The following is a 21599-nucleotide window of genomic DNA, read 5'->3' on the forward strand; positions in this document are numbered from 1 at the left end:
ACGGGTTTATTCCTGAGCCTAATACCGGTCGCCCTCCGGAGCTTTTACAGTGACGCGAATCGTCCGTTTCAGCGTGCCGCCGGCGAGGGAATTCGCTCGGTATGAGGCGGTTATAATCGCCGTGCCCTGCTTTTTGGCCGTCAGCTTTCCGTCTGCATCGACCGCGGCGATGGACGGATTGCCGCTGCTCCAGCTGATGTGCGGAAGAACGTCTCCCGCGAGGGCGGAAGGTGAGATGCGCAGCCCGCTTTCGGTAAGCTTGAGCTGATCTCCCTGCCTCATTTCCAGCGCGGCGGGAAGGGTAAAATCAACAATCGTTATCGGGCTGGAAACGACAGCGGTATAACTATCCGTCAGCTTTAAGGAGGCGGAAGCTTTGGCGGCTCCAGTTTCCAAAGCCGTAAACACAGCTTTTCCCGGCTGGCCCGCAAGTGCAGCGATGGAAGCCCGGGACGCCGGCGTTCCGGCTGTCCCCCAAGTTAATGCTCCCAGCCCTTTGTTATAGCCGTCCTTCCAGACTGCTGTTACAGGAACAGGCTGGCCGGGAACGGCAAGTTCCGGCAGTCCGTGAAGGGCTAGAGCCGGGACAATAACGGCTGCTGAATGTTGGATGGTGAACGTATATCCCGTATCCTTCATTGTCACAGTCGCCGATACAGTCGCCGTTCCGCCGCTGCCGTTCGGTTTGGAAGCTGTCAGCTGGCGGGAGCTCTGCGCATCGCCGGAAAGCGAGCCAGAGCCGGAAACGGACCATTGCACCGAATGCCCGGGCGGAACGGCAGCGCCCCATTGCAGGCTCAGCGTTGTACTTTCTCCCGGAAGCAGCGGTTCAGTGCGGCCGGCTGTTAGCTGCGGCTTGGCAATGATGGAAACTTCCTTGCCCGTTTTGGCAATGGTGACCGCAGTACCTCCGGCTTTTAACGGCTGCGCGGCGGTAATGGCCACAGTTCCCTGGCCGGGCTTTTCCGTGTTCAAGGCGGTCATCTGGTTGTCGGACAGGGGGCGCAAACGGGAGGTATCTCCGCTTTTTGGCTCCCAGCTCCATGTATAAGTCGGGGGCCTCGAGAGCGTTTCTACCGGCTGCGGCGCTCCCCATCCGCGCGTCCATGCCGCTTTATCATCCCCGGCTACAATGACAGAGGGGCCGTTCAGCTGCAAATTAGGCTGGACAACCTCAAGCGTCAGCTCGGATGAAACATAGGTTTTGATTTCGGCCAGTCCGGTAGAGCTGGACACAGCTTGTACGTTCACGCTTGCTTTAATTGTATAGGTGCCGGGCTGCACCGGATAAAATCCGGCTGACCATTCCGTCTGCCCCGCTGTCCGCTGCAGCTCCACAATTCCTTCCTCGCCGGTGCGCTGCGGAGAGACTGACCAGACCGGCTGGGCATTGGACGGCAAACTTTCGCTGGACGGTTTAACGAGCAGTCCGTTAAGTCCGATCCGGCTTCCCAGCGTATAACTTCGTTTTTTATCGGCGGTATCAATGGACAGCCCCGGCTGAATGACCCGGACGAGCGTGCTGGCACTGAGCCCGCTAAGCTTGTCGGTAACGGTGACGGTTGAGCTGGCTCCCTGCTGCAGCCCCCGAATCATAATCCCGTCTTTGACAGGCTCTTGAAGGGCTACACCGGTTGTATTGCTGGAGCTCCACTCCAGGCCGATATCGGTTGCTTCTGCAGGCTCTTTATGAAGGAGCAGCTTATAGCTTTCACCAAACGCGATTTCCACCTCTGGCGGAAGCGACAGGAGAGCAGGTTTAATAACGGCCTCCAGCGTCAGCGGATTAAAGTTCATTTTAGTCACGGCGGACAGTCCCAAATTGCGGAAGGAAAGTGCCGCAGCGTCCAGCTGAAGCTTGCCGAGCTCGGCTGCCTTGGCTATCAGGCTGAAGTTCACCGGCTCAGCGCGGTAAATGGAGTCCCCTGATTCCGAAGTATAGCGGATATCCGGCAGAATGCCGCTAATCGTGTAGCCGCCGGACAGAGAGCCGGACTTCGTAAAGCCCTCCGGCAAGGTGACGATATCCACATTTGGCGGCAGCTTTTCCGAAAAGGACGGGGAGGCGATCGTCATGCCGCCGGTCTGGGCGTTCAGTCCGGAAATCGGCTGAGGCCGGACGGCGTAGTTCAGTTGGAACTCTTTGTCCTTCTCCACATAAACGCCTTTGAGCGTGCCGCTGGCGCTCCTTTCAACCTGCAATTGGGCAGCGACGGCCTTCACGCGCACCTCTACGCTTTCGGTGACGGACGCTCCTTGTTTATCGCTGGCCGTAAAACGGATGGTCAAATTGCCGCCGCCGGGAAGCGGATTTTCATAAGCTTCCGCCACCAGCGCTCCCGTTTGCAAATCAGCCGAATTGTACATCGTGCGAACGACGGATCTGCCGTCTGAATCTTTATACAAAAATTCAACCTTGGCGTTCAGCTTCCGGTCCTTGTAATCGGCGTCCTGAGCGGTAAAGCTGACCGGGATCTTTTGATAGGAAGGAATATCGTTGCCGGCCGCCTCCGAATAAGCTGCAGGCGAGTATACGGTCAGCTCCGGTTTATGGTTGGAGCCCATATAGGCGCGGTACATCGTATTGACAAAAAGCCTTTCCTCCCAATCCGGGAATCCGGCGCTGCCTCCGGTGAACACATGTCCGGTGCCGGAGTAAGTAACGTTTCCTTTGGAATAAGTGTAGTAATGGTTCCAGCTGTCGTTGTCGTCACGCGTGCCGCCCTTGATGTTGTACCACGGAATGACAGCCGGATCTTCGAGATCCAGCATGAAATATTGACTGTGCGTGCTGGCGACGGAAGGTGTCCCGGCATCCAAATTAAACGGGAAGCGCGTCAGCAAACCGTCGTTGATTTTGCCCACTAAGGTGGATGGCTTCGGCGCCTTCAGGCCGATGTTGGTCATAACGCCGGTCTGTCCCGTAACTCCCTTAAAATTGCGCGTCCACACGTTGTCCGTCGTGCCGCTTGCGATAAACACCGTATCATGCGTAAACATGACGCTTTGTCCGGTGGCGATGAAGGCGTTGACAGCCCCGGCAGCCGCTTCGCTCATTGACGCGGCGTTATTGTAAGAATCTCTAAAGCCGAAGAGGAGCATGTCGTATTTGCTGCCGATGGAATCGTAGCCGTACGCGCCTCCCTTGGTATTAAAGGCATCCGTACCCGTGGTTGAGAGCTCGATCCGGTAATCTTCGCTCGACAGGTAGCTTTGGCTCAGCACATCGTTGTTTTTGAGGGAGCTGTTGACATCCTTGCCGGGCATAATCTGCAGCACGCGGATGACGGTCTGTTGGTCACGGTAGCGAATGACGCCGGAGCGGTACGATTTAATGCCAGTTGCAGTGTCCGTCAGCTCGAGCTTCCAGTAGTAGAGCCCTGAAAAGCCTTTTGGCATGCGGTAGCTGAGCTCTCCTGAAGCGCCCGGCGCTTCCGAAGAGGCAACGAGCTGATCCGGCTGAAAACGCAGCGATGAATCAAGGCTAACGTACAGATTAGCGCGCAGCCCGGAGCGGTCCGGCTTGGAATAGCGGAAGGAAAGCTTGTCTCCCGCCCGGTAGACGACAGATGGTGACGCCAAATAGTCTGCTGGCGATTCCGTCAGCTGCAGCTCAGGCCGCAGGCGAAGCATGGTGTTGTATTTAGCCTCGGCCAGTGTATTAGGCAAGCGGTTCAACCCGGCCTGATCTACAAAAAGCACGTTGTCCCTGCGCTTGCCGGACTCGTTGTATACGCCGAATCTCGCTTTGAGTACGCCGGATTTGCCGCCTGCCGCGGCTGGCTGATACAGCAAACCGTCGGCCGCTGTGCTATCGCTGTACAAAATGACGAGCAGGCCCTTGTTCACATAACCGTCGATCAGCTCCTGCGCCTTGAGGCGGGTGATGTCGTTCAGCTTGGTTTTGGTGTTCTGGCTGTTCTCCCTGTTGCTGTCGTCCAGCAGCGGGAGCGTCTCCGGATTGTATTTGCCCTTACCGATGTAGACGGCGTCATAAAGGCCGTCCAGCTCCGTCCGCGAAGCGACGAACCTCTTCATGCTCATCGTTTCGACAGCGTAGCCGGATTGACTAAGCAGAGGGGACAAATCGGAAACGCCGCTGTCGGTAATTTCAAGAATTCGAATGGACGGGGAGGCGGCAGCCGCATTCCCTTGATGCGGCCAAGGAAGCAGCAGCGAGATAAAAAGCAGCATGAACGCCATGACGACGCTTAGCACGGAACGGGATCGGACGGCCATTGGGACATCTACCTCCAGCAGGGAAATAAGTAGGATAAAAATAGGACCTATAGACTAATTGGTGATTCTTTGATTATAATGCATTCGACAAATAAAAAACAGAATCAGGAAAATAATTATCCGCTATATGTAATTAATATCGATATAATAGTACATTAATGCTTTATATGAATGAGGTAAACTCGATAAATTAAAGATCGGTTTTTTATTTTTAAATATTTCGAGACTAAAGACCTAAACTTTGGAGGAGTGGCGGGCGATAAATAGGTTATCGAACAGGGGAAAGCTCCATCGGCGGCTCAGGAAAGGCGGAGATCGGGATGAATAGGGTGCGTAAAAGGCTGGGCGATTTGCTGGTCGAAAGCGGGGTCATCACGGAAGCGGAGCTGCAGGAAGCGCTGCAGGAGCAGGGACGCACAAAGCAAAAGCTAGGCGATTTGCTCATTGCCCAAGGTTATATGACCGAGCAGCAGCTCATTGAAGTGCTGGAATTTCAGCTCGGAATTCCGCATGTCAGCTTATTTAAATATCAGATCGACCCCTCTATTGCCCAAATTATCCCGGAAAGCCTGGCGCGCCGTTACCAGGTCATTCCGCTCCATAAGGACGGCAACAAGCTGATGGTTGCGATGGCTGATCCGCTGGACTACTTCGCGATTGAAGAGCTGCGGATGAGCACGGGGTTCCGCATTGAGCCGGCGATTTCCACCAAAGAGGAGCTGCAGCGGGCTATCGCCCGTTTCTACGGGCTGCAGGACTCCATGAGCCAGATTATGGGAGAGCTGCCCGCACAGGATGAGATTGGCGAGCTTGAAATTACCGATGAGGACTCACCTGTCGTCCGTCTGGTGAACGGCATGATCCAGCAGGCGGTTCAGCTGCAGGTGTCGGATATTCACGTCGATCCCGGCGAAAGCCAGCTTATGATCCGTTACCGGATCGACGGGGAGCTGCGCACGGAGCGGGTTATTCCAAAGCAGATGCAGGGTTACATTACCGCAAGATTGAAAATTATGGCCCGCCTCAACATTGCTGAGCGGCGTTTGCCCCAGGACGGGCGCATCAAGCTGCAAGTGGACTACCGCACCGTCGACATTCGGATGTCGACCTTACCGACGATTCACGGTGAAAAGCTGGTGCTGCGGATTCTGGATCTCAGCGTCGGCGTCAAAGGAATCGACCAGCTTGGCTTCAGCTTCGGCAATGACCGGTTGTTCAGAGGCATGGTGGATTCGCCCTACGGCATTGTGCTGCTGACCGGGCCGACCGGAAGCGGCAAAACGACAACGTTGTATTCCGCGCTCCAGCATCTCAACCGGGACAGCCAGAATATCATTACCGTTGAAGATCCGGTGGAGTATCAGCTTGAGGGAATCAATCAGGTGCATGTGAATCCTGCTATCGGACTAACCTTTGCCGCGGGCCTCCGCTCCATTTTGCGCCAGGATCCCAACATCGTCATGGTGGGCGAAATCCGCGACTCGGAAACGGCTGAAATCGCCATCCGGGCTTCACTGACCGGCCATCTGGTGCTGTCTACGCTGCATACAAACGATGCCGTCAGCACGGTAACCCGTTTCCGCGACATGGGGATTAAAAGTTATTTAATCGCAAGCTCCCTCGTTGGCGTAGTTGCGCAGCGGCTTGTCCGACGCATCTGTCCCGACTGCCGCATCTCTTACGCTCCGGTGGAGCAGGAGAAGATTTTGCTGCGCAGCTACGGTGTGGAGACGGATATTTTGTACCGGGGCAGCGGATGCGGGAGCTGCAGCAAAACCGGCTATCGCGGCCGGATCGCGATTCACGAGGTGCTTGCCGTAACAGACGAGCTGCGCAGGCTGATCGGCGAGGACGCTTCGCTGCTGGAGCTGAAGGCGGCTGCGGAACGGGCAGGCATGACGGGACTGCTGGCGGATGGCCTGAGCAAAACGGTTCAGGGCCAGACGACGCTGCACGAGGTTATGCGCGAGGCGGCAATGCGTTAATCGCATCCGCTGCAAGGAAACGTTATGTGCGTTGGACCGGCAGCGAGACGTTGCGTCCAACCAACCATTGCCAGCGGAAGCGCAGCAGGAGGGAACAGAGAATGACTCAGCCATTGGATAAAATGCTTCGCCTTCTCCATGACACTGCAGCTAAAGGCGCTTCAGATCTGCATTTATCGCCTGGGGCTCCGCCGATGCTGCGCATCGACGGCTGGCTGGAAGCGGCGGACGACGTTCCACTGACGGGCGAGGAATGCGCGGAGCTGATTGTTCCGCTGCTCGGCAAAATGAAAGAGCGTTTTGAGGCTGAAGGAGAGGCGGATCTGGCCTGGGAGACGGGCGGTCAGCGGTTCCGGCTGAATATTTTTCGCCAGCAGGGGGGCGTCAGTCTGGCGGCCCGGCCGATTCATGCGGTAATTCCAACGCCGGAATCGCTTGGCCTGCAGCCGCAGCTGCGGGAATGGGCGGAACGCCGCCAAGGACTGCTGCTCGTTACCGGACCAACCGGCAGCGGCAAATCATCCACTTTGGCTGCGCTGATTGGGCATTTGAACCGTACGGGGAGCCGCCATATCGTGACACTGGAGGATCCCATAGAGTTTCTGCACGCTCACGATCGTTCCATTGTGGATCAACGGGAGATAGGGCGGGATACGCTCAGCTTTGCAAGCGGCTTGAGAGCGGCGCTGCGGCAGGCGCCGGATGTCATTATGGTCGGCGAAATGCGCGACCCGGACACAATTGCCGCCGCACTGACCGCAGCCGAAACGGGGCATTTAGTCTTGTCGACTCTTCATACGGCGGATGCGCCGCAGACGATTGACCGGATTATCGATGTTTTCCCGGCCGAGCGGCAGGCCCAGATTCGTACGCAGCTTGCTTCGTTGCTGCTGGCCGTGCATTCGCAGAGACTTCTGCGGAGAGCCGGAGGGGGAGGGCGCGTTCTCGCAGCCGAGGTTTTGGTTAACACGCCTGCCGTCGCGAATCTGATCCGTACGGAGAAGGGGCATCAGCTGCGCAGCATCATGCAAACCGGCCGTCAGCAGGGGATGACAACGCTGGAGAACAGCGTGCGGGAGCTGCTTGGAACGGGAGCGGCCGACGCCGCAGAAGCCATGGCCTACCTGAAGGAGAGAGGAGAGTAAGCGATGGCGCAATTCCACTACCATGTCAAAAGCGGGAGCGGCAAACAGCTGAAGGGTATGCTCACCTCGATGGACAAGTCGTCTGCGGTTGAGGAGCTGCGGCGGCGCGGGCTCGTCGTCCTCTCGCTGGAGGAGCATCGGAGCACGCTGCTCAACATGGATATTTACATCGGCAATCCCGTCAAAATGGCGCATTTCATCGTTTACTGCCGGCAATTCGCCACACTCATCCGGGCTGGCGTGCCGCTTGTGCATGCTACGGATATCCTCTCTCAGCAGACGGAAAGCAAGGCGCTTCGCAAAGCATTGCGAGATGTGCATGCTTCGCTGCTGCGCGGCAGCTCTTTTTCGCAGGCGGCCCAGGAGCATAAGCGGATATTCCCCGTTATGTTTACGAGCATGATCCGGGCTGGCGAGGAGTCAGGCGACCTGGAAGGGACGCTGGACCGGCTGGCAACCTTTTTCGAGAAGGCTCATATGACACGCGAAAAGATCAAATCCGCCCTGACCTATCCCGTTATCGTCGGTTTGCTGGCCGTTGCGGCGGTTGTCTACTTGCTCAAGGCGATTGTGCCTCAATTCGTCGGCATGTTCGAGTCGATGAACGCCGAGCTGCCGGCGATCACGAAGCTCGTCATGGCGGTCAGCGCCAGCTTTGAGGATGAGTGGTACCTGTGGCTGGGCGGCGTGGCGCTTTTGGCGGCCGCGTATTACGGTGCGGGAAAAACGGAACGCGGCGCGTATGCGCTGGATTATGTGAAGCTCAAACTGCCGGTGTTTGGCAAGCTGCAGCAAAAAGGGGCGATTGCCCAGGTGTCGCGCACGCTGTCCTCGCTGTATGCCAGCGCAGTTCCGATGCTGCAGGCGCTGCAAATTGTCGAGGAAGCGGTTGGAAACCGCGTCATCGCAGGGTATTTGCGCAGCTCGGCGGACTCGCTCCGCCGGGGCAATCCGCTCTCCGAGCCGCTGAAGCAGGCGTGGGTGTTCCCCCCCCTCGTCACGCACATGATCGCCGTCGGCGAGGAAACGGGAGCGCTGGACGAGATGCTGGCCAAAGTAGCCGATTTCTACGAAATGGACGTCGACAACACCGTCGACCGGCTGAAATCGCTGATCGAGCCGCTGCTGATCGTGTTCCTGGCCGGAGTCGTCGGGCTGATCGTGGCTGCGATTATGCTGCCGATGTTCAGCTTGTACGGGCAGATGGGGTGATGAGGCGAGTGGGTGAGTGGGTAGCCGGGGACTGGATTGAGCCTGCTCAGCCTAGATATAGCCGCTCCAAACAGACGAGGCACAAGTAGACTAGCTACTCCAAACCGAGACAAAGCCAAAGTAGCCTAAGCATTTCAAACCCAGACGAAGCCCAAGTAGCAGCCGCTCCTAGCATAATCACTTGCGACCAAGAGAGTTCAAGTATGCTAGCTGCTCCGAGTCCGGATAAAGCCCAAGTAACCTAGTTGATTCAAACCCGGCCGAAGTCCAGGTAGCTTAGCTGTTCCTAGCCCAGTCACTGCGGATATAGACCAACAGCTTATGCGGCGGAGAAATTCTAACGCAACTGAGAAGCGTTAAATGGTCGATTTAGCGCCCTATTGATTTCTAACGCAACTGAGAGACGTTATTTGGTCTTTTTTGGGGGAAATGGTGGTTTTGAGGCCTAATAAGGCGTCTCAGTTGCGTTACGTTTCTAAAAGGTAGATTTTGAGGCAAATAAGCGCGCTCAGTTGCGTTAGCTCATCAGCATTTGATGTGCTAGCTGGGATAGCAGTCTGAATCAGAGTGTTAGAAATGCAGCAGGGCAGGCAGTGTACCCTGAATGCCCTGAAAATTCAAGCAATTTACATATCTAATAACGTAGGAGTGAGCGACATGACAGCAGTATGGAAGAAGTTAAAAAAGGATGAAAAGGGCTTCACACTAATCGAGCTTCTTGCCGTCATCGTTATTCTTGGAATTATTGCGGCGATTGCGATTCCGCTGATTGGTAATGTTATGAGCAAAAGCCGGGAGAAGTCGGATTTCCAAACGGCTCGGCAGATTTATGATGCGGCGAGGCTGTATGTGACGAATGAGAAGAATGGTGATTTCCAAGAGACAGGTGGTTTGGATATTAGCATTGACGATTTAAAAGATACAGGGTACCTAGATTCCATTAATCTGCCGAGTACCAAGGCTGCTATTACAGATGGGAAAGTTAGGTTTCAAGCTGACGGTGCGCTTCAGTATGTTCAAATCATAGCTGAAACCACAAAATATTATGCAGGGCCAGATATTATGAAGGGAGAAGGCGCTTCCGTCACAACTTCACCTGGACCAACACCATCTCCATCTACTTAACCACTAACCCATGACCATCCTCATTTCCCTCTACCTCTTCGCCCTCGGCCTGGCCTGCGGCTCGTTCTTCAACGTCGTCGGCCTACGTGTGCCGGCCGGACAATCCATCCTGCGGCCGCCGTCCGCCTGCCCGCATTGCGGGCATCGGCTGCGGGCGCGGGAGCTCATCCCCGTGCTCAGCTATGCGCTGAGCCGGGGGCGCTGCCGCAGCTGCGCCGCAGGCGTATCACCGCTGTATCCAGCGGGCGAGCTGGCGGCTGCGCTGCTGTTCGTCTGGGCGTACCTGCGGTTCGGCCTGACGGTTCAAGCCTGGATCGGCCTGCTGCTCGCCAGCCTGACCGTCATCATCACTGTGTCGGATATTCGCTATATGCGAATTCCGAACGCCGTTTTACTTGCCTTTTTACCGATGCTGCTGGCGCTTCGGTTATTAAATCCCGACGGCCGCTCCTATATCGAATACTTCGCCGGAGCTGCGATCGGAGGGGGCGTGCTGCTCGCCATCTCGCTCCTGAGCCGGGGCGGAGTCGGTATGGGCGATGTGAAGCTGCTCGCTCTCTTCGGACTAGTGCTCGGCTGGAAAGGCGTGCTGCTTGCGCTTATGCTGGGCAGCCTGGCCGGGACGATCGGAGGCCTGCTGCTCGTACTAATACGAAAGGGCAAAGCGAAGGAGCCGATTCCTTTTGGGCCTTATTTGTCGCTTGGCGCACTTATTGCTTACGGTTATGGCGACGCCATCATCGACGGTTATCTGAATTTATTTAAGTAGCAGGATGTGATGAAGGATGCTCGCACGTAACAGCAAACGAATCGGAATTGCCATCGACGCCTCTGGAATCCGGTTCGCCGCATTGGGCAAAAAGAAGGGGCGCGTGCTGGAGAGAGCCGGATTTTTCGCTTTTCCCCAAGGGCTTATTGAACAGGACGCTATCGTCAACGAGGAAAGCCTCCGTCTCGCAATCCGGCAATGGGCCAAGGACAATCGGCTGCACGGAGCCAGAGCGGTGCTTGCGGTGCCGACTTCCCAAATCATCGTCCGCAAAATGTCGCTGCCCGCTGTGAACGACAAGGAGCTGCGGCAACTGATTCATCTGGAGGTCGAAACGGTGATGCATCTGCCGTTTGAGCATCCCGTGTACGACTACACCGTGCTCAGCCGCGACGGCGAAAATACAAAAGTGCTCGTGTACGCCGCTCCGCGCAGCTGGATTGAGCCTCTTGTCGGGATGCTCCGCGAAGCGCGCATCCGTGTTGTCGGCACCGGCATGGTGGCGACCGCGCTGCAAGGCGCCAATGATCCCGCTGGCGAGGAGACGCCGACGGAGCAGATGTATATTAACCTCCATGGAGCTGCGGCGGAAATTGCGATGTTTCATGAGGGAAGTCCGGTTTTTGTAAGAGCAATTGAGGAGGACGCGGCCAAGGAAAGCCAGAACGGGCTGCGAATCGGCGAGCTGACGGCGGAAATCGTCCGGATGCTGAGCTTTTACCAATTCGGCCTTCAAGAAGGGCAGTCCCGTATTCATAAAGCCGTCATTACCGGAGATGGCCAGCAGGCGTTAACGCTTCAACAATCGCTGACGGCTGCTCTGCCGGAGGTAGAGTTTCACGCAGCCGGTCCTAACGCGATTGCCTTAAGCCATGCGGAAGAATCGTTTCTCGTTCCAGCCGGGCTGCTTGTTCGCAACGGCAAAATCCGGAGTCTCAATCTTTTGCCCCGCTCCGACCGGGAGCAGCGCTTTGCGCCGCTTGCCGCTTCGCTGCTGGCTGTTGCCTGGGTGGCCTGCTGCGCTCTTCTATTGTATAGCTACATCGGAGAGCGGGGCATAGCCGGGCAAATGGAGGAACGCCTGTTGGCGGAAACTCAGCGGGAGCTGTCGCTGCAGCGGCAGCTGAACGACTTGAACAGCAAAGAGGGCCAAACGGCGGCCAATCCGCTGGAGCAAGCGGAAAGGTTAAAACAATCCCAGCGTGACACGGTCGGTTATATCCGCGATCTGGAATTTTATTTGCCGACTGGGTCCGAGCTGCAAAGCCTGACCTATTCGAGCGGCGGCCAGATCGAGCTGACGGTGCGTGTCCAAACGATGAAAAACGCTTCCCGGTATCTGTTCGACATTCGGCGCATCGACTGGCTGGAGCAAGGAACGCTCGTTTCTCTCAAGCAGGAGCTGACAGGCGGGGTGGAAGGAGCAAGCGGTTCCACGGACCTGGCGGCATTTTCCGCATCCTATTCCATTACACTTAAAAAGCTATCGTCTAAAAAGGAGGGAGACAGCGATGACGCAACGCCGTAACCCGCTGCTTTTGCTCGGCGCGTCCGTCCTGTTTCTGGTCCTGCTGCTGTTCTTTCTATATATACTAAGTCCGGCGGAAGAGCGCACGGCGCAGCTGCAAGGAAGAATGGATGCGCAGGAGAAGCTTAATGAAGCGTTGAGCAGCAAGCTTCAGGAGCGGACGGAGGAGACGAATGGACGTCCGGCGGACGGCGTTCAGGCCGAGCTCCCTTATTGGGACAACACGGAGCAGCTGCTGCTCGATTTGGAAAAGGCAGGGGAGGAAGCGGGCGTTACGCATATGTCGCTAGCTTTTAACGGAGATTTGGTTCATTCCAGGCCGCTTGCGGATGAAACGGAAAAAGCCGCTGCCAGCTCTATGGATCGTAGTGAACAAAGCGGACAGCAGCTGGAGCTGGGCGACGATGCCGACATGGCGGAGTTTGCAGAGACAACGACAGACTCACAGTCTGCGGACGGGAGTCAATCTCAGTCAACCGTGGAGCCGCTTCGTTTGCAGGTATCGGCCGTTGTAAAAGGAAATTATGACGACGTGCTTGCTTATGTCGAACGGCTGCACAAGCTGGAACGGATTACGACGCTGGAATCGCTGGAGCTTAACCGGGGGACGGACGCCTCTCAAGAGCTGACGGTGCCGCTTACGTTTACGGCGTATTTTCAACCGTCGTACCGGAAACAGATCGAGACTCCGCTGCTTCCCTATGCCGAGTCCTCGGTCCAAACGCCGCCGCGTTCCTAACCTGCTTATAAAACAGACACGAAGACCTTTGAGGCGCGATGATGCGCAGCGGAGGTCTTTTTGCCGTGGGGAAGCGGGATGGCGGAGATGGAAGGCACAAATTCAATATCCGGACGCCTCATGCGGACAGCATCCGCCCCCGAAGCTTCGACGCTCCGGCTCCCCGATTCGCCTTATACCCGCGTATGCCAAAAACTTTTCCCCCGGTATCCTTACATCCCGACAGAAACCAACCCCCATTCGACGCGTTCATACGGAAAGTAAACGAGGCTAACAACCGCAGCATCCGCGCCGGAGCCTGTAAAAGGAGGGGGTTGCGGACGCCTTGCCGACAGCTGGAAACGCTTGCTGCGCAAGGCTTCGCGGCTTTGCCGACAAATCGCCGCGCGGCGCGCGCGGAGAGCGAGAGGGATGTCGGAAAAAACTTTTTGGCATAAGCCTTGTTCTGACAAACTTTATAAAATCCGGCCCCTATAATCAGACCTACACTAAGGCGGAAATGGTGGTGCCGTAATGAAGGAAAAGGCCAACGTTGTTCTGTTCCCCGGCCAGCCTCGGACAAGCCGTGCGGCAGAGGCGCTGCGCAAGGGGAAGGAAAAGGCGGCGCAGCTGAGAGTGTTTCAGTTGATCGCAGCGAAGCGCTGGACGATTTTGCTAGCCGTCGTGGGATTCCTGCTCGGACGGGCGGTCATCCTGGAAAACCTGATGCCGTTCGCGCCAGCTTACTTTGCAGTCATCTATTTCCTAAGAAAGGATTCCTACAAGGTAGCCGCCCTCTCGCTTGTGGCCGGCAGCCTGCTAGCGGTGACGCCAAGCGCCATCCCGATTGCGATGGAGATCGCCGTGCTGTTCCTGCTCATTAAAGGACTGGAGGTGTACGAAAAGGCGGAACTGTCGCAGGCCCCGATTCTTGTTTTTCTGGCAACGCTCATTGTGAAGCTGTTCGGGGTGTTTGTGCACGGCACGCTTGGCTGGTACGACCTGATGATGGTCGGCGTGGAATCGGCGCTTGCGTTTGTGCTGACGCTGGTGTTTGTACAGGCGATTCCGGTGCTGACGATGACCCGCAAAAGCAACACGCTGAAAAACGAGGAAATCATCTGCCTGATGATTCTCATGGCGTCGGTCATGACGGGGGCGGTCGGCTGGACGATTCAAGGGCTCTCGCTGGAGCACATCATGTCCCGGTACATGCTGCTGCTGTTTGCACTGGCAGGCGGCGCGCCGCTCGGAGCATCCGTCGGCGTCATTGCAGGGCTGATTTTGAGCCTGGCTAATCTGAATGCGGTCGTGCAAATGAGTGTGCTCGCCTTTTCCGGCCTGCTGGCCGGGCTGCTCAGGGAAGGCGGACGGATGGCGGTTGCGTTCGGCATGCTGCTTGGCACTTCAATTCTTTCCTTATATGTAGGCGGAGGAACGGATGTGATGGCGAGCACCTGGGAGTCGGTCGCCGCAGCGGCGATGTTCCTGCTCACGCCAAAGCTGGTCGTCAAAACGATTTCCCGCTACGTGCCGGGGACGACGGAGCATGTGAAGTCGCAGCATGAATACGCCAAGCGGGTTCGCGAGGTAACGGCCCAGCGGGTCACGCAGTTCTCCGAGGTGTTCCGCCAGCTGGCGACGAGCTTTGGACAGCTCAATACGGCGGCTCCGCAGAAGCCGGCCGAAGAGGAAATGCAGCATTTTATGAATATGGCCTCCGAAAAGGTATGCGCGGGCTGCCATCGCAAAGATATGTGCTGGAACGCGAAGTTTTACGACACCTATAAGATGATGACCGAGATGATGTCGGCAATAGACGAGGGAGAAATTGCCGGACGGAAGGACATGCCGAGAGCATGGACGGGCCATTGCAGCAAAACGCATGCGGTGATGGGAGCGCTGCAGCAGCAGCATGAACGGTACAAGCATGATATGCACTGGAAAAGGCAAATATTCGAATCGCGGCAGCTTGTAGCGGATCAGCTGGCCGGGGTGTCGCAGATCATGGAGGATTTGGCGAGAGAAATTCAGCGGGAGGGCCAGCAGCTGCATTTGCAGGAGGAGCAGATCCGCGACGCGCTGGAGTCGCTTGGACTGTCCATCCACGGCATCGATATTATCAGTCTTGAGGAAGGGAATGTGGAAATTGAGGTTTATCATACTTTCCCGCAGGGACACGACGAGGGCCGCAAAATTATTGCGCCGCTGCTCAGTGACATTTTGGGCGAGCATGTGGCGGTGAAGGCGGAGCGGGACCCTTCGAAAAATGGAGAGCCCAGACTCATCCGCTTCGGATCGGCGAAGGAATTCGAGGTGGCGACCGGCATTGCCGGGGCAGCCAAAGGCGGCGGATTGCTGTCGGGAGACAGCTTTAGCACGGTAGAGCTTGGCAACGGTAAATTCGCGGTCGCAATAAGCGACGGCATGGGCAACGGCGAAAGAGCCCGGCTGGAAAGCAGTACGGCGCTTAACATTTTGCAGCAGCTGCTTCAGTCCGGGATGGACGAGCAGCTGGCGATCAAGTCGGTCAACTCGGTGCTGATGCTTCGCTCGCCGGATGAGATGTACGCGACGGTGGACGTCGCCTTGATCGATCTGTACACGGCGCAAACGACGTTTATGAAGATCGGCTCAACGCCAAGCTTCATTAAAAGGGGAAGCGAGGTTATTCCGGTGGCGGCCAACAACTTGCCGATCGGCATTTTGCAGGACATCGACGTTGACCTGGTCCGCATGCAGCTGCAGCCCGGCGACACGCTCATTATGATGACCGACGGCATCTACGACGCTCCCGGCCATGCGGTCAACAAGGAGCTGTGGATGAAGCGCATCATTCAGGAGATGGGCACCGACGAGCCGCAGGAAATCGCTGATATGCTGCTGGAGCGCGTCGTGCGCCAGTACAAAGGCGAGATCGTCGACGACATGACCGTCGTCGTTGCTCAGGTGGACAAGCACAGGCCGGAATGGGCAACGTTCCGCTGGCCGGGCCTGAACAAGATTGAGCGGCCGAGAACGGTCAGCTGACGGAAACCTGAGGGCAAGAAGGAATGGGTCAACTCGGTTAAAAGGGAATGGCTGACTGCGGAAAGCAGCGCTAGAATTGCCGCGAAAGTAAAAGCGGCTTCGGAACAGACCGGGATGAACGGCCGCCCGCAGTACATTGCGATATCGCAATCCGTGAACATGCCGGATCTGCTTGAGCATAAATGACAGCTGAACATGGAAGAGTGGTGAGCGGTAAAAGCGGTGACGATGGAAAAGTGCCCGGTGGCTATTAAAGCGATAAGGATGGGAGGAGAGACGGACCGGCAAGGCAACAAGGCGGACGCTAACGGAGGTGGAGAAGGAGTCGAGAGAGCAGCGGGAGGCTGGTGACAAGCCGTTAGACATGGCTGAGCTCTAAAAAAAGAACATGAAACAAGACTAAACGAACAGATCCTTCTATAAAAGGTCCAGAGAGAGCCGCGGCAGAGCGGCGGATAAAGGTCAAAAGGGGACAAGATCGAGATATCGCAATCATTCAAAAACAATTCATTCAAATTCGAGGAGGAATTTTAATTATGACGATGATGACCCGCAAAAACCCAGGTAGTGTCCGTTCCCGTAAAAAACGCGAAAGCCTGCAGGCAAAGCAGCAGCAGCGACTGGTAGAACAGCTGCGCCAGGAAGAGGCGAAGCAGCTGGAGGAGGCCCGTAAGCGCCGCGAGGAGGAACGCGCCAAAAGACGCGAGGCCGAGGCCCGGATGGAGGAGCTGAGGCTGGAGGAAATGCTGATGCGCGAAATGGAGCGCATGCGGATGACGGCGGACCGCAAACGCGGCAAGCGGCTGTGGACCGCCGAGGAGCGAATGGCGCAGCGCGCCTTCGTTGCGGCGCTGCTGGAAACGGCGTCGGCCTCCGCAGCGGAGCAGGAGGCCGAGCGCTCCGGCTATGCCGAGGGCTGGATGCCCGCGGCAGCCGCAGCAGGCGGGCGCCGCTCCGGCGGAGCTGGCGGCGCGCGCCATGCCGCAGCGGCGGAACGCACCGGCTCCAGAGCGCAGCTGGAGCTGGTGCCGCCGCAAGGCGCTCTAGGCAGCGCGCATAGCCGCGCCGCCAAGGGAGCAGCGCCGCCGGGTGAGGGCGGCGCAAGGGATTCGGCGCAGGCGGAAGCTGCGCCGGGAGCTTTGCCGCTGGGCCGGGCGACAGCCGGCCAGCTGCAGCGGCTCGCCGCCGCGGTGCTTGCGGCGGCCCCGGGCGGGCGGCGACGATCGACCGCCGCGGAGGCGCGCCGAAGGCGGCGCGGGGCAGTGCGCAGCCCATGCGGCGTTAGCGAGTTCCGCCTGAGGCTTTTGCCCGGGCCATCCGCAACACGGAAGGAGGCCGGAAGCGGCGACATTTCTTAATCCGGCTTGGCACAATTGAATAAGCAATGACGAGATCGCCCATCCGCCACCGGGGCAGGAGCTGTCAGCAGGCAGCCCGCCGGTCGCGGCCCGGCGTCACCATAATCGCCCTTCCTCATCCGGAAGCAGGCGGACCATATAGATAAACCGGCAGCCCCCATTCGGGCCGCCGGTTTTTTACATGAAAACTCTTTTTAATGGCACTCCATAATTATAGTAAAATTGTTGCAGCAGACATACAAAGGGGTGCCGGTATTGGAGTTAGCCATTGCTTTAACGGTAACTTTTATCATCTATTTAGGGTTTATTTTTTTGTGGAGAATGAGTCGGTACAATAAAAACCTTCCCCTCTCAAGCGTGGATGCCGTGGTGATAAAAAAGAGAATTGACGAATGGAAGGGCGGTACCAACTCCCCCATTATTAAAGAATATTATGTTGAGTTTGATATTCAGGGAGAAAAGATCGAGTTAAAAGTCCTCAAACGCAGCGATTATGAACGATTAGAAACCGGCAGCTCTGGAGTTCTGTCTTACCAAATAAATAGACTGTATAAACTTTTTGTTCGTTTTGATGAGCATGCTTAAATAGTTTAACCGGCAGTGAATCAACAGTGCTCAGCCCATTGCTCGCTATTATTGGCGCAGTAATTCTTCAGATATAGTAGTGTCCAATACATATTAAAGCAGCTATCCAGTAGAAGCATATTGAATCGATTCTGAAAAACCAGATGTAGGTATCCTTGACCCAAATCAAGAAGGCTGGGAGGTATTGAATGAGCAATATTTTACCATTTCCTATTTCTAATCACGAAAATGTCTCAGGCAAATACTATTGTCTATTAATCAAAAACGAAATATCGTCCGGGAAGTGTCTGGATATTAATTATGAACTGACCAACATTATAAAAGAAGATCTCATGAAAGGGATCAAAATGACCCTGAACATGAACCGAGATGAAATGGAAACAATATGCCTCTGTTGCCCTTACTATCCTTTGAAATACGAATAAGATGAAACCGCTATCCGGTTTCCTCCTCCTTCCCCCTCCCCCAAGGGCAGTCCTTTACGGACGGCCCTTTTCTTTTTTCTCTGGAACCCGTTGACAAATATTTGTATAGGTTATATGGTTAGTTACATGAGTAATTAACCAATGTGGTGGTGAGGCTAATGAGCTTTCCAATGGATGACGGAAGGCCGATTTTCCAGCAGATCGCGGAGAGAATCGAGGATGACATCGTAGACGGGACGCTTCCAGAGGAAGGGCAGGCGCCGTCGACGACGCATTTTGCCCAGTTCTACGGCATCAATCCGGCAACAGCGGCCAAGGGCGTGAATGTGCTGGTGGACCAAGGCATTTTATATAAGAAGAGGGGGATCGGCATGTTTGTAGCGCAAGGGTCAAGAGAGCGCCTAATTATCAAGCGTCAGGAGCAGTTTTACGAAATGTACGTTGTACCGCTGCTGCGCGAGGCGGAGAAGCTGGGCATTGACAGTAAACAGCTGGCGGTATTAATCCAAGAGAAGGGGCGGGGCTGAAGATGAGCGTGAACATGTCTTCCAACAATAAAGGAGCCGGTGTGATGAGTCAAAATCAACATGCGGCGGCGATGGAAACGATCCGTCTGACCAAAACCTATGCGGATCAGCAGGCGCTGGACGGGGTTTCGATGCGTCTGGAGGCGAACCGCATTCACGGCCTGCTCGGCCGCAACGGCGCAGGCAAAACGACGCTAATGAGCATCGCGACAGCACAGCTGTTTGCGACATCTGGAGAAGTCCGAATTTTCGGTCAAAATCCCTATGAAAACCGCGAAGCGTTAAGCCGCATCTGTTTCATTAAAGAAAGCCAGCGTTACCCGGAGGTATTCAACGTCAACGACATGCTGGCGGTCGCTTCTACGCTTTATCCGAACTGGGACGCGGCGTTTGCCGACCGTTTGGTGGAAGAGTTCCGTCTGCCGCGCCGCAAAAAGATCAAAGGTTTCTCACGCGGAATGCTGTCCTCGGTCGGCATCATTATCGGACTGGCGAGCCGCGCGGAGCTGACGCTGTTCGACGAGCCTTATCTCGGATTGGACGCCGTTGCCCGCGGCCTGTTCTATGACCGGCTCATTGAGGATTATGCGGAGCATCCCCGGACCATTGTGCTGTCCACGCATTTGATCGACGAGGTTAGCCGATTGCTGGAGGAAATTCACCTCATCGACGGAGGACGCCTGCTGCTTCACGAGGATACGGATTCACTGCGGCAGCGCGCGTATACAGTAACGGGCCCAACCGCCAAAGTGAATGCCTTCATCGCCAGCCGCCGTTCGCTGAAGTGCGAAGCGCTTGGCGGCTCTGCCCAAGCCGCATTGCTGGCCTCATCTCCAACGGAGCAAGCCGAGGCTAAAGCTGCCGGACTGGACACGGCGCCGCTGCCGCTGCAGCAGCTTATCGTTTATTTGACAGGACAAAAAGAATCCGACAGGGAGGGATTGGCATGAATCGCGGACTGAAAAGCGTCATTATGATGTACCGCAGGGACCTGTTCAGCTGGATTTATCTGCCCTGGATGATTATGCTCTCCAGCTTTGTCGTTAATCTGATCATCGCCACCAGCATGCAGGAGGAATTTACGACTGGCGGTCTGCTGTCCATTTTCATTTATATCTATATTGTGGGTCTGGTAACGGTTAACCAGACGTTCTCTTTTGCGCTAAGTCTCTGTATAAGCAGGCGGGATTACTTTGCGGGAAGCAGCCTTGCCATTGTGGTCATCGCTCTCTTCCATGCCTTGCTGATGACAATCGTTGCTTCAATTGAAAAAGCGGTCGGCAGCTGGGGAGGCATGAATTTTTTTGTCCTCCCGGATACAAGCGACGGCCCGGCGTGGCAAACATTCTTCGTCTTTTTCATTGCATTGCTGCTTATGTTCTTCATTGGCTTCGCTTCCTCCAGCCTGTCCCGCCGTTTCGGCAAAAAGGGCAACTTCATTCTGTACGGCGGAGCCTTCGTGTTGGGCGGCGGGCTGACGACAATCGCTTCACTGCGCGGCTGGTGGACTCCGATGTACGAGTGGTTCATTGATCTGCAGCCCACCTTGGCAGGAATTATGTCGGTATTGCTCGTATTCTCAGCGGTCCTTGCCCTGCTCTCGTGGCTCATGCTGCGCCGCTCCGCCGTTCGCGCATGACATCACATTCCCTTCAACTTATACTAATGCCTCATCCTGTTTAAACGCCTTCCCTCTAACGGGAGGGCGTTTTTTTCATTTGCGCAAAGGATGACTTATAATAGAGGAAAAGAAAAAAGAGCGGCTCAAACGCGCTCATTCATAGAGGAGTGTGGAGCATGACCAGGCTGTCCGAGCCATTTCGCTTGAAAGGACTAGAGCTGAACAACCGGATTGTTATGGCGCCAATGTGCCAATATTCCGTAGATGCGGAGGACGGAACGCCGAACGAGTGGCACTATGTCCATTATGTTTCCCGCGCCGTTGGCGGCACGGGCCTCATTATGATGGAAATGACGAACGTGGAGCCGGACGGCCGCATCTCGAATCGCTGCCTGGGCTTATGGGACGATGCGCAAATTCCGGCGTACGCCCGGATTGTACGGGAATCTCAGCGTTATGGAGCCCGAATAGGCATCCAGATCGCCCACGCCGGACGCAAGGCGACGGACGCCGCCGTTCCGGTCAGCTCATCGCCGTTCCCGGTTGAGCCGACCGGCTGGAAAACGCCGCGTGAGCTGACGACAGCCGAGGTGCGCGAAAAGGTCGGACTGTTCCGCGATGCAGCCCGGCGCGCCGTTGCGGCTGGATTTGATACGATTGAGCTGCATGGCGCGCACGGGTATCTGATTCACCAGTTCCACTCCCCGTCATTGAACAAACGCGCGGATGAATACGGGGAGGACCGGATGCGCTTTGGCTGCGAGGTGATCCGGGCTGTGCGGGAAGTGATGCCGGCGGATATGCCGCTCATCCTGCGTTTTTCCGCGGTAGAATACATAGAAGGCGGCTACGAACTGGACTACGGTCTGGAGCTGGCGCGGCGATACAAGGAGGCCGGAGTCGACATTCTCCATGTGTCGAGCGGAGGTGAGGCGCCGCCGAACGGCAGCCGCCAGCCGGGCAACTATCCCGGCTACCAGGTGCCGTATGCCCGAGCGGTGCGCGAAGCAACGGGCATACCGGTTATTGCGGTCGGCATGCTGGACGAGCCGGAGCTGGCGCAGTCCGTCGTGGCGGGCGGCGATGCCGAACTGGCGGCAGTCGGACGCGCGATGCTGCGCAATCCTTACTGGGCGGTCGACGCGCTGCGCAAGATCGACGGCATCCGCGCCGAACAGCCCGCCTATAAACGAGGCTACCCGGCCGGTTAAGCTTCTTATCTGTGCTTTCTCGGAATGAAGTGTGCTTCTTCCAAATCAGGCCGAAGCCGCTTCACCTTGCGGCGCAAGGTTATGAATCCCTTCCATTGCGGCAACACTGATAGATAGAATC

Annotated in this window: 15 protein-coding genes; 14 read left to right on the plus strand and 1 reads right to left on the minus strand. The window is 56.3% G+C overall.

Features of this window, described 5'->3' with window-relative positions; translation table 11 throughout:
• Positions 1-18 precede the first annotated feature (18 nt).
• On the minus strand, positions 19-4239 hold the full coding sequence (locus M3223_RS22130; protein ID WP_251565693.1) for a DUF5057 domain-containing protein: 4221 nt from the start codon (positions 4237-4239) through the stop codon (positions 19-21).
• A gap of 320 nt (positions 4240-4559) precedes the next feature.
• On the opposite strand from M3223_RS22130, the gene M3223_RS22135 reads away from it, so the two are divergent.
• The 14 genes from M3223_RS22135 (at position 4560) to M3223_RS22200 (ending at position 21478) form a co-directional block, all read left to right on the plus strand.
• The gene (locus M3223_RS22135; RefSeq protein WP_251565695.1) at positions 4560-6224 is read left to right on the plus strand and encodes a GspE/PulE family protein; all 1665 of its coding nucleotides are present in this window, start codon (positions 4560-4562) and stop codon (positions 6222-6224) included.
• A gap of 101 nt (positions 6225-6325) precedes the next feature.
• On the plus strand, positions 6326-7369 hold the full coding sequence (locus M3223_RS22140) for a type IV pilus twitching motility protein PilT (protein WP_251565697.1): 1044 nt from the start codon (positions 6326-6328) through the stop codon (positions 7367-7369).
• 3 nt (positions 7370-7372) lie between these two features.
• Positions 7373-8581, plus strand: coding sequence for a type II secretion system F family protein (locus M3223_RS22145; RefSeq protein WP_251565699.1), 1209 nt, complete (start codon positions 7373-7375; stop codon positions 8579-8581).
• Positions 8582-9238: 657 nt separating this feature from the next.
• Entirely contained in the window at positions 9239-9706 is a 468-nt protein-coding gene (locus tag M3223_RS24370) for a prepilin-type N-terminal cleavage/methylation domain-containing protein (RefSeq protein WP_285891409.1), read from the plus strand.
• Between the two features lie 10 nt (positions 9707-9716).
• Positions 9717-10475: a prepilin peptidase gene (locus M3223_RS22155; protein WP_251565701.1), complete on the plus strand. Its 759-nt coding sequence runs from the start codon at positions 9717-9719 to the stop codon at positions 10473-10475.
• Positions 10476-10491: 16 nt separating this feature from the next.
• Complete coding sequence (gene pilM, locus M3223_RS22160; RefSeq protein WP_251565703.1) at positions 10492-12003, plus strand: pilus assembly protein PilM; 1512 nt, start codon at positions 10492-10494, stop codon at positions 12001-12003.
• The gene (pilO, locus tag M3223_RS22165) at positions 11987-12742 is read left to right on the plus strand and encodes a type 4a pilus biogenesis protein PilO (RefSeq protein WP_251565705.1); all 756 of its coding nucleotides are present in this window, start codon (positions 11987-11989) and stop codon (positions 12740-12742) included. The genes pilM and pilO overlap by 17 nt, the downstream gene beginning before the upstream one ends.
• 513 nt (positions 12743-13255) lie before the next feature.
• Positions 13256-15751 (plus strand): stage II sporulation protein E, encoded by a 2496-nt coding sequence (spoIIE, locus tag M3223_RS22170; protein ID WP_251565707.1) that lies wholly within the window; start codon positions 13256-13258, stop codon positions 15749-15751.
• Positions 15752-16287: 536 nt separating this feature from the next.
• Positions 16288-17109: a hypothetical protein gene (locus tag M3223_RS22175; protein ID WP_251565709.1), complete on the plus strand. Its 822-nt coding sequence runs from the start codon at positions 16288-16290 to the stop codon at positions 17107-17109.
• Between the two features lie 255 nt (positions 17110-17364).
• On the plus strand, positions 17365-17694 hold the full coding sequence (locus tag M3223_RS22180) for a DUF2500 family protein (RefSeq protein ID WP_251565711.1): 330 nt from the start codon (positions 17365-17367) through the stop codon (positions 17692-17694).
• Between the two features lie 583 nt (positions 17695-18277).
• Positions 18278-18646 carry a GntR family transcriptional regulator gene (locus M3223_RS22185; RefSeq protein WP_251565713.1) on the plus strand — a complete coding sequence of 123 codons (369 nt, stop codon included), beginning with the start codon at positions 18278-18280 and terminating at the stop codon, positions 18644-18646.
• 44 nt (positions 18647-18690) lie between these two features.
• Positions 18691-19596: an ABC transporter ATP-binding protein gene (locus tag M3223_RS22190; protein WP_251565715.1), complete on the plus strand. Its 906-nt coding sequence runs from the start codon at positions 18691-18693 to the stop codon at positions 19594-19596.
• Positions 19593-20285 carry a hypothetical protein gene (locus tag M3223_RS22195; protein WP_251565717.1) on the plus strand — a complete coding sequence of 231 codons (693 nt, stop codon included), beginning with the start codon at positions 19593-19595 and terminating at the stop codon, positions 20283-20285. The genes M3223_RS22190 and M3223_RS22195 overlap by 4 nt, the downstream gene beginning before the upstream one ends.
• Before the next feature lie 158 nt (positions 20286-20443).
• Complete coding sequence (locus M3223_RS22200) at positions 20444-21478, plus strand: NADH:flavin oxidoreductase/NADH oxidase (protein ID WP_251565719.1); 1035 nt, start codon at positions 20444-20446, stop codon at positions 21476-21478.
• The last annotated feature ends 121 nt before the right edge of the window (positions 21479-21599 follow it).

This window comes from Paenibacillus pasadenensis, from assembly GCF_023715725.1.
Classification (GTDB): Bacteria; Bacillota; Bacilli; order Paenibacillales; family Paenibacillaceae; genus Paenibacillus_O; species Paenibacillus_O pasadenensis_A.

Coding starts and splice junctions, on each gene's coding strand:
- M3223_RS22140 (WP_251565697.1), top strand. CDS start 6,326: ATGACTCAGCCATTGGATAAAATGCTTCGCCTTCTCCATGACACTGCA.
- M3223_RS22135 (WP_251565695.1), top strand. CDS start 4,560: ATGAATAGGGTGCGTAAAAGGCTGGGCGATTTGCTGGTCGAAAGCGGG.
- M3223_RS22130 (WP_251565693.1), bottom strand. CDS start 4,239: ATGGCCGTCCGATCCCGTTCCGTGCTAAGCGTCGTCATGGCGTTCATG.
- M3223_RS22200 (WP_251565719.1), top strand. CDS start 20,444: ATGACCAGGCTGTCCGAGCCATTTCGCTTGAAAGGACTAGAGCTGAAC.
- M3223_RS22155 (WP_251565701.1), top strand. CDS start 9,717: ATGACCATCCTCATTTCCCTCTACCTCTTCGCCCTCGGCCTGGCCTGC.
- M3223_RS22190 (WP_251565715.1), top strand. CDS start 18,691: ATGAGTCAAAATCAACATGCGGCGGCGATGGAAACGATCCGTCTGACC.
- M3223_RS22145 (WP_251565699.1), top strand. CDS start 7,373: ATGGCGCAATTCCACTACCATGTCAAAAGCGGGAGCGGCAAACAGCTG.
- spoIIE (WP_251565707.1), top strand. CDS start 13,256: ATGAAGGAAAAGGCCAACGTTGTTCTGTTCCCCGGCCAGCCTCGGACA.
- pilM (WP_251565703.1), top strand. CDS start 10,492: ATGCTCGCACGTAACAGCAAACGAATCGGAATTGCCATCGACGCCTCT.
- M3223_RS22185 (WP_251565713.1), top strand. CDS start 18,278: ATGAGCTTTCCAATGGATGACGGAAGGCCGATTTTCCAGCAGATCGCG.
- M3223_RS22175 (WP_251565709.1), top strand. CDS start 16,288: ATGACGATGATGACCCGCAAAAACCCAGGTAGTGTCCGTTCCCGTAAA.
- M3223_RS22195 (WP_251565717.1), top strand. CDS start 19,593: ATGAATCGCGGACTGAAAAGCGTCATTATGATGTACCGCAGGGACCTG.
- M3223_RS24370 (WP_285891409.1), top strand. CDS start 9,239: ATGACAGCAGTATGGAAGAAGTTAAAAAAGGATGAAAAGGGCTTCACA.
- pilO (WP_251565705.1), top strand. CDS start 11,987: ATGACGCAACGCCGTAACCCGCTGCTTTTGCTCGGCGCGTCCGTCCTG.